Origin of the sequence: Haloarcula sp. JP-Z28 (genome assembly GCF_011440255.1) — an archaeon.
Taxonomy (GTDB): Archaea; Halobacteriota; Halobacteria; order Halobacteriales; family Haloarculaceae; genus Haloarcula; species Haloarcula marismortui.
The window spans coordinates 1-13,950 of the sequence record NZ_JAAOHT010000024.1 but is presented as its reverse complement, the minus strand read 5'-3'; the positions used below and the strand labels follow the sequence as shown (position 1 = coordinate 13,950).

Here is a 13,950-nt window from a genome sequence, read left to right as displayed (position 1 = left end):
TTCTCCGCGAGGAAGTTTCAGACGGACCCTTGGGCGGTTGAAGCGAACCTCCTCGATCCCGCGCTTGTACTCCGAGAGTGTTTCAGACGGACCCTTGGGCGGTTGAAGCTCGCCACGGTGCATCTCGAAGCCGGTGCCCTGCTTGTTTCAGACGGACCCTTGGGCGGTTGAAGCTCGCCACGGTGCATCTCGAAGCCGGTGCCCTGCTTGTTTCAGACGGACCCTTGGGCGGTTGAAGCTCCCTCTGTGCTTGAGACGCCCAGTTCGGTCCCCGCGTTTCAGACGGACCCTTGGGCGGTTGAAGCAGACGGACTTGTGTCGCAGGGAGAAATATCCCAACAGCAGACATATCCATACAACAGTTAATATAGTGGGAGTGTAGAAATTAAACGTATACAGAGCCCCTACAAGCCAATTCCACTTTCATTCCGCAAAGCTGGCATTTATTTACCACCCAACTGATATAGATAGTGATATGCAAGCAACTCCTCCATGGTTGGTGATGTAACCAGTGCGGATTCTCACACGACTCTCTGCGCGAACAGACGCCGCCTACGACAATACGTACCACAACAAGCTGCAGGGCCGCATCTGGCAGGCCCTCAAAGACAGCGAATACGACGCCCTCCACGACAAAAACCAGCCAAAACCATTCGTATACAGCAACCCCTTCCCGCCGCGGGACATGGACGAGGGTGACGAACGAACGCTCCTGGTTGCCTCGCCCGAGGAATCCCTGCTCGCTCATATCGCCGAGGACCTCACGCACGACCGGGAGCTAAATATCGGCGAGATGCCCTTCCACGTCGACGATGTCTCGCCACTCGCCCCCGATGTCGGCGAGCCCGGCACCAGCGGCACCATCGAAACCGGAACGGGCGTGCTTGTCCGGATTCCGCCGTGGCGCTTCGACGATTACGGGATGGACGTCAACCACGACCAAGCCGAGTTCTGGCGGCCAGAACATACTCTAGAACCGTTTCGGACCCAACTCGAAGCGAACTTGGATAAGAAGCATCGGCTCTACATGCCCGACTATCTGGCGGGCCCCTCCGATGTCGATGGCGACCTCTTCGACAGCTACGAGCTGATCAAGACTTTCGCCATTCCCGTGACGCCAACGACTGGTCGGACAGAAGAGTGGGTGCTCAGTAAGTGGCGCTTCGACTACACCGTCCGGAACGACGACCACCGACGGCATCTTAATCTCGCGCTGGATGTCGGCCTCGGCGAGCGCAACTCGCTGGGCTTTGGGTTCATCAACATCACCGATCAAACGCGCCCTGACGAGACGGAACTGGAGGGAGAGAATGCTTTCCCCTGAGCAGTTCCGCGAGCGGTACGCGGACACGCTGGCTGATGAACTACCGGACAGCCCGGTCACATCGCTACGCTCGCTCCAGTATCTCTACGGCAAACTGTATACGCTGGCGACAGCAGGCGGTGGCGACTACGCCGCATATCTCACACCCGATGAGGCAGGCGACCTCGTCGATAGCGAAGACAGCCTCATCGTTGTCCGTGTGGATCTTTCAGGTGATGAACCGCAGCTGGCGACCGACGATCGAGGCCCGGTCTGGGTAACAAAATACACTGACGACCGCGTCGAGAAGGTAGCTCACTGCAAGTACCCAGCAGCACGCGGTATTGACCATAGCGTCACGCATCAGGCTGGCCGTAACAGTGGTCCCGAGAAGCTTGCCCGCTACGCGAAGGAGCGGCTAACAAAATGGGCGAAAGACGAGGTTGTGCAGGAGGCAGCAACTGAACACGAGGACGGCTATATCGTCGAAGCACTCGCCGAACTCAGCGAGGACGAGGCCACCCTGGATGCCATCGAGGAGGCGGTCAAGCGAGAACTGGCCGGCGAGTCGACAACGGCGCTACTCACGGTGCAGGTGAAAGTTGACCCAGACGGTGACTACCTCTGGCCTGCAGAGCGTGACGTGTTCCTGGCCGCGATGCGCCGCCGTAAGCTCTCGAAACTGGTCACGAAGAACAAGGCCGACGACTCCTCGGGACAGGCCACCGATATCGTCACCGGGACTTCGACTCGGACCGTCGGAACCTCTGAGGACCCTCAGAACTACTACCTCGGCAAACAACTGGAGAAATTCCCCGGCCTAGACATCGAGGAGGCGTGGCGAACCCATCCGATCTCCGAAGACGCGGCAGTGACGGTGATGAATGCCGGCACGTTCGTCGAGGCATGTACGTACCGCGCGTTTGGGACGAAGGTGTATTGTCTTCCGTACGTCTGGGGGACCATCTCAACGTCAGATGCGTTCGACCTATACAAACTACTCTACGATGCGACGACAGAAGACGACGGCATGACACCTATCGAACGTCAGTACGAGAACCGGAATACGCTGTTTGGTGACGCCCAACTCCGGTTCTACGTCTCCGCTGTCATGCCACACCAGATGTCGCGGTACGATGTCTTCGGTGAGACGCTGAACGGCCGGTTGCTCTATCCCAAAGAGCTCGCAACCAAGCACAACCAGTTGGTGCAGCAGTCAGCCGCGTTCCACTCCGGGGCGGAATGGACACCGCCGATGCCGACACACCCGAACTGGGATCTGCTTGCGGGCAGTGACGAGCAACTCCATGCCGTCTCGACGGGGTGGTACTTCGCTCAGACGTTCGCACAGCGCGACGACGACGATGCCGACGCAGATGATCCCCGTATTGAGGCGCTCGTCAGCGTCCTCAGCGGCGATGCTATTTCGGTCGAAACGCTGCTCGAAGAATATGTTGCACGCATTATAACCGAACAGACCGACGACGACGTCGAAGGCTTCCCGTCGTTCCGCGTCGCCAGTCAGTTCGCCCAGTTATGTGCACTCGCGACAGACAAACTCGACCTACTGACATCCGACGACGCGGCCAAAGAACCGATCACGCGCGAACCGACCTACGATACACAGACGATGGAACCACCAACAGACATACTCGCCGCCGACGGCGGCCATCCCGCGGCGGCAAAGCTCGAATCGTTCATCGAAGATACGCCGGCACTCGCTCCTGACGAAGACGCACCTCACAACGACCAGCGACGCGGTGCGTTCCTGCTCGGTGCGCTGGTTGGCGAGATCGGGAGCTATCAGGAGTACGACCAAGACCGGTCTACGACACTTGTTGATCAGTTCCCAGTCAAATCAATCACCAAGTCGCGAATCAAGAAGGTGACACAGGAGACCATCGGCAAGACGCTCACATACACCCGCCAAGAAAAGAAAGCGGGTCAGAGCTACCCGGGAACAAAGGCCGAGCACGTCGTCGAGCGGCTCCGCGAGACGATCCTCAAACCTGATCCCGACGAATGGGATCTCGATACCGACGACCTCCGCTTCTACTATGCGCTGGGGGTCACCTATGGGATGAACGACCATCCGGAGTGGGATAGCACGGCAATTGACGACACTGAGGAGGACATCTGATATGACAGACACCACCGACATCGCCCAGCATCGCTCCGAAATCGTCTTTCTGTACGACGCCGTCGACGCGAACCCGAATGGCAACCCGCTGAGCAGCGCGAACCGGCCACGCATCGACCCACAGACTCAGCAGGCAATCGTCACTGATGTCCGGTTGAAACGATATCTCAGGGACCAACTGGACGACGACGGGCACGGAGTCTATATCCGGAACGTCCAAGAGGAGGGTGAGCAGTACACTCGGGCCGACCTGCTCGAAGATCGTCTCAAATCCGTCGATTACGACAGCTACGACCTCGACGACGACGAGGAAGCTGAACAGTTCCGTGAGGATGTCTTCGGAGAGTACTTACGGAAAAGTGCCGATGTCCGGTATTTCGGGGCAACGATGTCCGTCGATACGGATGACGTGTACGCCAAGCATCTCCCGGATCACTTTACCGGGCCGGTTCAGTTCTCGCCCGGCAAAACGATGCACGCAGTCAATGAAAACGAGGAGTACGACAGTCTGACCAGCGTCATCGCAACTCAAGAAGGTAAAGAGCAGGGAGGATTCGATCTCGACGACCACCGTATCCAGTACGGACTCATCCGATTCCACGGATTAGTCGACGAACACGGCGCAGCCGACACAAGACTCACTCAAGAAGACGTCGAACGGCTTGATACACTCTGTTGGCGCGCCATCAAGAATCAGACCATCAGCCGGAGTAAGGTCGGACAGGAACCACGCCTCTACTGCCGCGTGGAGTACGCTGACGAGAGTTTCCACCTCGGTGGGTTGGACAAGGACCTTCGACTCGACGAGGAAGCGTCGAAGGACGACGAGGATCTCCGGAACGTTCGGGATCTCGCTGTCGAGATTGACGACTTCGTCGACCGACTCGACGGAGCGGGTGCTCAAGTCGAACGCATCCGCGTAGTCGCAAGTGACGTGTTGCAATTCACGCATGAGGGTGAGCCGGGCGGGCCGGAACTGTTATACAACGCGCTCCGGGATGCCGTCGGGGCTGACCGCGTTGAGATCATCGACGTGTACGACGAACACCTCGAGACGCTGCCGGCGGCGGAGTGACGATGTCGCAGGAATCGCTCGACGAGTGGTCGGAGACGGACTCCGACTGGTCTCCGGAGCGGTGCCTCTCGCTGACAGTCCGTGGACCGTGGGGGCACTTCCGGCGCGTCGAGGGGAACGTGGTCAAGCAGACGTATCGGGTGATGCCCAGAACGACTGTTGCTGGCCTCCTCGCAGCTGTTCTTGGAATCGAGCGAGATGGCTACTACGATCTGTTCGCGCCCGGCCGATCGGCTATCGCCATCGAACCGGTTCGAGGACTGCGAACGCTCAACATGCCGGTAAATGCTCTTTCGACCGCAGCGGATAACCTCAAATCCCTCAACAGCCGCGGGAAACTCAGCGTGAAGCTTCCGGACCCGACGGATCTCAGACAGCAGCACAATTACGAAGTGCTCGTTGACCCGGCGTACCGAATCGACGTTGCGCTCGCCGACAGCGAAACGTACCGAGAGCTTCGGCAGACCCTAGAAGCCGGTCGGTCCCACTACGTCCCAAGCCTCGGCCTCTCGGAACACCTCGCGAATATATCATTCCACGGCGAGTTTACCATCGAAGAGGGTCCAGATGACACTGTCGTCTCAGTCGACTCCATACTCCCCAACGCTGTTGACGATGTCGTCCTTGACTCGGATACCCGCTGTGGCATCGAGGAGTCACCGGCGTTCATGACGACTGATGCGGGCGGTCGGACGACCACAGCGTTCACTACATACGCATACAACCCGGATGCAGAACCCCTCAGGGTGCGAAATATGCAACCGTCCCGGGTCGACGGACGGACTGTGGTGTTCGTCTGAGATGACCATTATTTACTCACATCCGCCGGAGAACGGATCTGAGGGAGTGGTGCTCGATGACCACCTGAATGACGTGGCTGCACGTGTCGAGTACGTGGTCCCACCGGGCGCGCGGACACCCACCGGCGAACCGCTCCGGCCAGTGGTGGAGACACTCGGGTACGTCCACGATCTCGGGAAGGCAACGACGTTTTTTCAGGACTACCTTCTCGACGACCAGCAGCCAGACAAGGAACTGTTGCGCCACCATGCGCCGTTGGGCGCGTTCGCCGCGTACTTCGCGCTCGATGCCCGCGGATTCGACACCGAGACGTGCTTGGCGGGGTTTGTCGCGGTCGCGAAACACCACGGAAGCCTCCCAGATATCGCGGACTACATTCACACCCGAGCGCATCGCCGCGAGGATGTCGAGCCAACAGAACGGAACTCTACAGAGCGGCGGCAGAACGCCGTCGCTAGGCAAATAAAAGATATCGACGAGAATGCACGGGAACTGGTCAGCACCGTCTTCGAAGCGGCAACCGGCGGTGAAAAGGGGTGGGTGTCGTTTCGTGACGGGTTCGGTGAACTCCTTGATGACATCGCTGACACGGTTGCAGCGACCGGCACCACCACTGGTACCGATCGAGACGCCCTCTCTTCGTCCTGTTACGGACTCGTTATCCAGTGCTGGGGGTCACTCGTCCTCGCGGACAAGACCAGCGCTGCCGGTGCGCGGAACGTCGCTGAAACGTACGCGGAGGACCAGCCGTCGCTCAGCCGCCTCGACGATCACATCGCGGACATCGAGACAGTTGTGAGCGCTGACCCGGATGGAAGTCAGTCAGAGCAGCTCAACCATTTGCGGTCGATAGCTCGCGAGGACGTCCTCGATAATGCAGCCGATCTCGCCGAAGCGGGTGGCGGTGTGGCGACGCTGACGCTCCCGACGGGAATGGGAAAGACCCTCACTGGGTTGTCGGCGGCACTGGATATCCGAGATAACCTCGGTGGCAAGCGGGTTATCTATGCGCTGCCGTTCACGAGCGTTATCGACCAAGTCGTCGACGATGTTTCGGGCATATACGATACCGATGACCATCCGCACCTACTTACGGCCCACCACCACCTCGCCGACGCCAGCATTGAGGACAACGCCGACGCGGATGAGGCGGACCGCTCAGACGATGTCGCAGGGATGCTCGGCGAGAGTTGGCGCGCCGGGCTGACCGTGACGACGTTCGTTCAGTTGTTCGAAAGCCTCGCGGGACCCGGAAACCGTCAGTCGATGAAGCTGCCAGCGCTACGGAACAGTGTTGTCGTGCTGGACGAGCCACAGAGTCTCCCGCTTGACTGGTGGAAGATCGTCCCGCGCCTCGTCAAGATGTTGACCGAGCAGTTCGGGGCGACCGTCATTGCCATGACAGCGACTCAACCGAAACTGTTCCCCGAATCACCGGAACTTGTCGAGGACCCGGAACAGTACTTCGAGGAAGTCTCACGGGTATCGTACCACCTCGACGCGTCAACCGACCGCTACATTGAGGCACGGAATGAGGGAGACCCGAAATCTTACGAAGACGCCGCTACGAACCTGTCCGAGCAACTGATAGCGGGTACCTCAGCACTAGCAGTCTGTAACACCATCGACAGCGCTCGGCATCTCACCGAGAGGCTTGTCGAGAACGCCCCAAACGCAGTCGATGTCGCCGAGCAGTACGACGATGTACTCCACAAGAAGGAACTTACCACCGGTGAGGATGTCGCGAAAAGAGTACAATCTGTCGGCGACCGCGCCATCCTTCATCTTTCCACGCGGCTGCGGCCGGCTGATCGGTTGACGCTCGTTGACGCCGCAAAAGAACTTACAGAGGCTGGACACCCGGTCGCCGTCGTCTCGACACAGCTCATCGAAGCAGGCGTCGACATCAGCTTTGATCGTGTGTACCGGGACCTGGCACCCATCGACAGCGTCGTGCAGGCTGCCGGACGTTGCAACCGCTCGTTCGAGCGTGACCGTGGCCACGTCACCGTCTGGTGGCTAGCAGCACCGCCCGACGTCGAAAAGACGCCTGCAGAAGCCGTCTACAATCGTGGCACGTCGTTACTCCCTGTTGCTGCCGACACCTTGGCGTCGGTTCGCTCCGACGACGGCGAACTGACGGAACGAGCGGTTGCTAGGGACGCCGTCGAACGGTATTACGACCGGCTCCACGACGACAAGTGCGTCGGGAAACAGGCCTACGCCGACTACGTCGATAACGCACGGGCCGACAAACTTTCAGACCTATCGCTCATCGACCAACGGCCATCTGTCGATGTAGTGATTTGCCGGACAGATGCAGACCACGAAATCGTTGAATCAGTACGAAACGCCGCCAATGCATACGATTTCGATGCGTTCAGTGATGCGATCGACGAGACGAAGCCGCTCCGTATCTCTGTGCCGGTGTATCCCGGCGATGACGAGACGAAAGAAGCACTCAACAGCCTCGTCCCGCTGGTCAAGAACGAGCGATTCAATCGGGCAACTGGCGTCCGCGTGCTCGACGTCCGCCGATTCGAGAACCATTTCGATCAACGAACGGGGTTCATCGTTCCCGATAGCACCGTAGCACATCAGTTCATATGACTGAATCGAGGACAGACAATAGTGAGGATCCAGTTGAGAAACTGCTCCGTTCAGCTCGTGATGAGGCCGTCAACGACCCATTTCACGTTACCGGCGTGATGATGCAGTACTATGAGGTCTGTGAACGGGAGCTCTGGTTCGCCTCGCGGCATCTCGAAATCGACCGAGACAACACCGCAGTCGTCCGCGGTACACAGGTCGACGAGAGTGCATACGACGACAAGCGTCGTAACGTATCCATCGACGGAACCATCGCTATCGATGTCTTGGACGACGGTCGAGTGATGGAGGTGAAGCCCACCTCATCACTCATCAAACCAGCAAAACTCCAGTTACTCTATTATCTTTGGTATCTTGATCAGGTCGTCGGCGTTGAACGGGAGGGCGTACTTGCCCATCCGACGGAGCGCAAACGCGAGACTGTGACACTCACCGATGAGAACACCAGGTGGGTCGAAGAGGCAATCCGCGGCATCTACGACGTCACCACCAGTGACTCGCCACCGCCTGCGGAAGAAAAGCCGTTCTGTGAATCCTGTGCATACCACGACTTTTGTTGGAGCTGTTAGTCATGAACGATAACTATCACATATTCACCGACGGCCGTCTTGAACGACACAACGACACGATCCGCCTCGTCACTGAGGACGGCGAAAAAAAGTACCTGCCAATCGAGAACGCCGAAGCGCTGTTCTTACATGGGCAGATTGACTATAATACTCGGCTCGTCTCGTTTCTCAACGACGTCGGCGTTGCGATACACGTCTTTGGCTGGAATGACTACTACGCAGGTTCGATCATGCCTGAGCGGGGGCAGACATCTGGACAGACGCTGGTCGAACAAGTCAGAGCTTATGACGATTCGACCCGGCGACGTGCCATCGCCCGTCAGTTCATCGAGGGAAGCATCCACAACATGCGAGCGAACGTCAAGTACTACGACGACCGTGGTTACGATTTCGATGCCATCATCGACCGTTTAGAAGCCCAAGCTGAATCGCTCTCCGACGAGATGGATACAAACGAGTTGATGGGGGTTGAGGCAACTGCTAGAAAGGCGTACTACTCAATCTTCGACGATGTACTCCCAGATGGGTTCAATTTCGGCGGTCGGCAATACAACCCGCCAGACAATGAAGTAAACAGTCTAATCTCGTTCGGTAACTCATTAGTCTACGCCAACGTCGTTTCGGCAATCCGAGCGACCGCGCTTGACCCCGCTGTGAGCTTTCTTCACGAACCCGGCGAGCGGCGGTACTCGCTCGCTCTCGACATCGCAGATCTGTTCAAGCCGCTCTTGGCCGACCGAATCATCTTTCGCGTCGTCAACCGCAATCAGCTACAACTCGACGATTTCGAGTCGGATCTCAACGGCTGTCTACTCAACGAAAACGGACGGAAAACCTTCTCAAAAGCGTTCGAAGAAAGCCTAGAGCAGACCGTTGATCATCCGAGATTGAACAGGAAGGTGAGCTACCAGTACTTGCTCCGAGTCGAGGTGTACAAACTAAAAAAGCACCTGCTCACTGGTGAGGAGTATGTCCCGTTCAAGCGGTGGTGGTAACCATGGTGTACGCGATAATCGTCTACGACGTACAGGCCGATCGGACACCGAAATTTCTCAAATATCTCCGGCGGTATCTCACGCACGTACAGAACTCTGTATTCGAGGGCGAGCTCACAGAGGGGACACTCGTTGAAGTCAAAGAGACCCTCCAATCAATGCTTGAGGAAGGGGAATCCGTGATGGTTTATCGGATGGACTCGGAGAGTTATGTCGAGCGATCCGTGTACGGTGACGATCCAATGGACGACCAACAATTCCTCTAGGTATTTTCGTCGACCCCCGGGGGGTTGCGGGGGTATTGGCGGTCGACGAAAATAGTGAAGTGAAACCAGGCTAGAAATAGGCTGTGTCCCGGAAATCGGGCATGGTTACAGACGGACCCTCGTGGGGTTGAAGCGTCTGACATAGGTGTTACTCTGCGGTTGTTTCAGCGGGTTACAGACGGACCCTCGTGGGGTTGAAGCCCGTCGCGTGACGCCGTCCGGGACTTCACCAGCGAGTTACAGACGGACCCTCGTGGGGTTGAAGCGGGCTCGGAACCGGCGCGCCCAATCAGCTCATCTCGTTACAGACGGACCCTCGTGGGGTTGAAGCCATACAAAACCGTTGCGTTGGTTAAACAATAAAACTGTTACAGACGGACCCTCGTGGGGTTGAAGCTGTTATCCACGAGATTAGTTTCGACTTTGGGACGTGTTACAGACGGACCCTCGTGGGGTTGAAGCATCGAGCGGGAGAGTCGAATGTACCGCTCGACGGCGTGTTACAGACGGACCCTCGTGGGGTTGAAGCCACGCGACCTCGTCATCGCCGCGCTCGCGAAGGACAGTTACAGACGGACCCTCGTGGGGTTGAAGCTCGGCATGGACCGTCGCTACGTCATTGGTCTCGCCGTGTTACAGACGGACCCTCGTGGGGTTGAAGCGGCCCGTCGAGGTGGACCAATGAATCTCGGCCCCTGTTACAGACGGACCCTCGTGGGGTTGAAGCGAGATTCGGAAAACTGCCAGCAACGCAAACACTGGGTTACAGACGGACCCTCGTGGGGTTGAAGCGAGCCATATGACTGAGAGAACACGCCACAGAACCGTGTTACAGACGGACCCTCGTGGGGTTGAAGCCCGAACCCGAGGATATCGGGTTGGAGGTGCCGCCGGGTTACAGACGGACCCTCGTGGGGTTGAAGCCCGCGTCGCCATCACACGCTCACCGCAGTTGCCGCGTTACAGACGGACCCTCGTGGGGTTGAAGCGAGTCTAACGACCTAAGCGCGTGGCGGAACGCTGGTTACAGACGGACCCTCGTGGGGTTGAAGCGGGGTGCATTTGCGGCCCATGCAAGCGATACCACGTTACAGACGGACCCTCGTGGGGTTGAAGCTGTCCGGGCCGACAACGCCAAGGAAGTTATCATCTAGTTACAGACGGACCCTCGTGGGGTTGAAGCCTCGATTGCCTCGACCAGGTACGGCGCGACCGCTTGTTACAGACGGACCCTCGTGGGGTTGAAGCAGTTGGGGTGTGAAAGATGAGTAATGTTGTCCAGTGGTTACAGACGGACCCTCGTGGGGTTGAAGCCCAAGATAGGCAGGTTAGTATGAGGAAGGGGCAAGTTACAGACGGACCCTCGTGGGGTTGAAGCGCGGAGACATCCGTGCTCAGGCAGGCACCGATGGAGTTACAGACGGACCCTCGTGGGGTTGAAGCGCGCCGGCTTCGTCGTCCGTGGTTGTGTGGCCGAGTTACAGACGGACCCTCGTGGGGTTGAAGCTCGGCCAAGGAGATCAAACAGAAAATAATCGATGGAGTTACAGACGGACCCTCGTGGGGTTGAAGCGATTGTGACGGCGGGGGTGTTCGGGTCGGCGGCCGTTACAGACGGACCCTCGTGGGGTTGAAGCCCACATCCAGGCGTGTCGCAAGTGGGTGAGCCGTCAGTTACAGACGGACCCTCGTGGGGTTGAAGCTCGGTCCGCTCTGCCGCCAGCCCCCGAGTCTTGCTGGTTACAGACGGACCCTCGTGGGGTTGAAGCGAGTCGCCGGTCGAGTCGCTGACCGCCGGCGCGTAGTTACAGACGGACCCTCGTGGGGTTGAAGCACGCCTTCTGAGGTGAAATCTCTGACTGCGTCACGGTTACAGACGGACCCTCGTGGGGTTGAAGCACCATAGTACCATCATGGTGGCCCGGACTTATAGGTTACAGACGGACCCTCGTGGGGTTGAAGCGGCGGCTGGGAATGGTCGTCGACTGCGATCAACCGGTTACAGACGGACCCTCGTGGGGTTGAAGCATCCGTTCGGTCTCCACAGCCGGGACAGCGGGTAGGTTACAGACGGACCCTCGTGGGGTTGAAGCACCGCGAGGTCAAGACTCTGGAGGAAGTCACGCACGGTTACAGACGGACCCTCGTGGGGTTGAAGCGGGCCGATGCCAGTACTGCCCCCAGAGGTCCTCGGGTTACAGACGGACCCTCGTGGGGTTGAAGCAGCCATGTCCATGTCTCCGGGATAGCTAGCGCGAGGGTTACAGACGGACCCTCGTGGGGTTGAAGCACCGTCACGTTCCTACACAATAACACGGACCTCACGGGTTACAGACGGACCCTCGTGGGGTTGAAGCAGACTCGTCAGCACGACGAGCAGCGCGCCAAGTGTGGTTACAGACGGACCCTCGTGGGGTTGAAGCAAGGAGCATACAACGACAAACCACGGTTAGATGTGAGTTACAGACGGACCCTCGTGGGGTTGAAGCAACCGCCCCACACTTATGGAGTAGTTGCATCGCAGGTTACAGACGGACCCTCGTGGGGTTGAAGCGAGTGCGACGGCTGCGGCGATGAAACCCCGACGCGTTACAGACGGACCCTCGTGGGGTTGAAGCCTCCAGTGATTAGCGTTCCCATTGGTTTACCTCGTCGTTACAGACGGACCCTCGTGGGGTTGAAGCTTCGGGCTCGGAATCGGCGCGGTCCTGAAGGTCCCCCGTTACAGACGGACCCTCGTGGGGTTGAAGCAGTGGCATCATGGGCCTGTTCGTCTGGTTTGTCATGTTACAGACGGACCCTCGTGGGGTTGAAGCGGTCTCGTGGTCCGACCGCCACGACGTGATTCAGGAGTTACAGACGGACCCTCGTGGGGTTGAAGCCGACCGGGCCCAAGAGCCGCAACGACGAGGAGGATAGTTACAGACGGACCCTCGTGGGGTTGAAGCTCGCTGCGGCTGCTAGGAGCGTACCCTTCGCCGACCGTTACAGACGGACCCTCGTGGGGTTGAAGCTGGCGGGACCAGCACAAAACGCTGAAAGAAAACTCTGTTACAGACGGACCCTCGTGGGGTTGAAGCAGGTCCCACCCGTCGCCGGTGACTGTTACGTCCGGGTTACAGACGGACCCATGGGCGGTTGAAGCAATTCGCCCGCATCACAGTTATCGAAGGTTATCGTTACCACCGACCTCGTCTACGGCGACCGGCACAAACGGCTTAGTATTTGATCTGGTGTGATACGGATTAGTGTAGATTATTTTCGGATTACACCGGCTCCGAGGTGGGTGGACACCGGTAAATTGCTACACAACTCCGTATGAGGCATCGCGATAGAAGCGCTGTTCGCTAAACCGCTCGGTGAAATCGGCGTCCCACTGCTTGGCCTCAAGCACGGCCGCCGACAGCCCGTACATGCCCTCGGTGTTGCCGTCACGTTTCTGTCGCGCCGCATCTCGCCGGGCGTCAGCAGACTCGAAGAGCAAGCGGTCGTTGTACCCGCCGCTGTCCGGGAGTGTCGTCTCCTGCAGCGTGTCGAAGCCGAGGATATCGAGTACTTCGTCGATCCATGCACCCAGCAGTTCGTCTTCGTTGTACGACGGCAGCAGGTCGCCTTCGCCTTCCCAGAGCGCTTGGAGGTCCTCGAAGGCTTGCGCCGCGTCGTCGTCACACTCCCAGTCGTCCGGGTCGGCGACCCGTTCGTCGAGATAGTAGCCCGCAAAAAGGTCAGAATTCCGGTAGGGGGACCCGAGTGTGGCCTGACTCATAGGTGAATACTCTAGACGGTAGCAGGTACGCTAAAGAACCTAGGGGAAACCAATAGGCCGCCCTCCGGCAATAACTGACAATCAAAGGATAGAAACGGCGCTGCAAAGTTGATCGAGTGATAGAACCATTATGCTGTGGACGGAGTTATTGCAGGCTACTTGATAAGAATTTTTTGCGTTGGGATGTTGACGCCGAATATGCCCTCCGACCCCTCCAGCGATCCAACAGCCGTACCGCGACAATCAGGAATGGCGGCCCCACCCTCACGTACGGAACGGATCCAAGCATGGATGTTGGGGCTCTGTTGAATCACTAGACGGCGTCGGGATAGGTCGCTAAATCAAAGGAGTTGAAGCGGGATGATTCGGTTGCCTATGACACAAATCTCCCGCTTCACTGGTGAGATTGTGCCGATTGCTCAAGT

The 13,950-nt window shown here is 58.3% G+C and carries 9 protein-coding genes and 2 CRISPR repeat arrays (1 of these 11 only partly in view); of the genes, 8 read left to right on the top strand and 1 reads right to left on the bottom strand.

Translation table 11 applies throughout. From position 1 onward, the window contains the following. Positions 1–305: a CRISPR direct-repeat array (repeat unit 30 nt; unit sequence GTTTCAGACGGACCCTTGGGCGGTTGAAGC); it reaches 2,740 nt to the left of the window's first position. Between the two features lie 206 nt (positions 306–511). Genes cas6 through cas2 form a run of 8 tightly spaced genes read left to right on the top strand, consistent with a single transcriptional unit; the run spans position 512 to position 9,759 of the window. Continuing rightward, positions 512–1,324, top strand: a complete 813-nt coding sequence (gene cas6, locus G9463_RS10880) for a CRISPR-associated endoribonuclease Cas6 (RefSeq protein ID WP_165896698.1) — start codon at positions 512–514, stop codon at positions 1,322–1,324. Then, positions 1,311–3,443 carry a type I-B CRISPR-associated protein Cas8b/Csh1 gene (cas8b, locus tag G9463_RS10875; protein WP_165896697.1) on the top strand — a complete coding sequence of 711 codons (2,133 nt, stop codon included), beginning with the start codon at positions 1,311–1,313 and terminating at the stop codon, positions 3,441–3,443. Before cas6 ends, cas8b begins: the two co-directional genes overlap by 14 nt. A 1-nt stretch (position 3,444) precedes the next feature. After that, the gene (gene cas7b, locus G9463_RS10870) at positions 3,445–4,518 is read left to right on the top strand and encodes a type I-B CRISPR-associated protein Cas7/Csh2 (protein WP_011222267.1); all 1,074 of its coding nucleotides are present in this window, start codon (positions 3,445–3,447) and stop codon (positions 4,516–4,518) included. Between the two features lie 2 nt (positions 4,519–4,520). Beyond that, positions 4,521–5,318 (top strand): type I-B CRISPR-associated protein Cas5b, encoded by a 798-nt coding sequence (gene cas5b / locus G9463_RS10865; RefSeq protein WP_165896696.1) that lies wholly within the window; start codon positions 4,521–4,523, stop codon positions 5,316–5,318. Position 5,319: 1 nt separating this feature from the next. Beyond that, entirely contained in the window at positions 5,320–7,929 is a 2,610-nt protein-coding gene (locus G9463_RS10860) for a CRISPR-associated endonuclease Cas3'' (RefSeq protein WP_165896695.1), read from the top strand. After that, a complete protein-coding gene (locus G9463_RS10855; protein WP_165896694.1) occupies positions 7,926–8,498 on the top strand; it encodes a CRISPR-associated protein Cas4 in 573 nt (190 codons plus the stop codon). Before G9463_RS10860 ends, G9463_RS10855 begins: the two co-directional genes overlap by 4 nt. Before the next feature lie 2 nt (positions 8,499–8,500). Further along, complete coding sequence (gene cas1b / locus G9463_RS10850) at positions 8,501–9,493, top strand: type I-B CRISPR-associated endonuclease Cas1b (RefSeq protein WP_165896693.1); 993 nt, start codon at positions 8,501–8,503, stop codon at positions 9,491–9,493. A 2-nt stretch (positions 9,494–9,495) separates the two neighbouring features. Further along, positions 9,496–9,759: a CRISPR-associated endonuclease Cas2 gene (cas2, locus tag G9463_RS10845; RefSeq protein WP_165896692.1), complete on the top strand. Its 264-nt coding sequence runs from the start codon at positions 9,496–9,498 to the stop codon at positions 9,757–9,759. Between the two features lie 104 nt (positions 9,760–9,863). Next, positions 9,864–12,904: direct repeats of the CRISPR family, unit length 30 nt; unit sequence GTTACAGACGGACCCTCGTGGGGTTGAAGC. Positions 12,905–13,063: 159 nt separating this feature from the next. Here the strand turns inward: cas2 and G9463_RS10840 are convergent. Next, a complete protein-coding gene (locus G9463_RS10840) occupies positions 13,064–13,525 on the bottom strand; it encodes a hypothetical protein (protein WP_165896691.1) in 462 nt (153 codons plus the stop codon). Positions 13,526–13,950 lie beyond the last annotated feature (425 nt).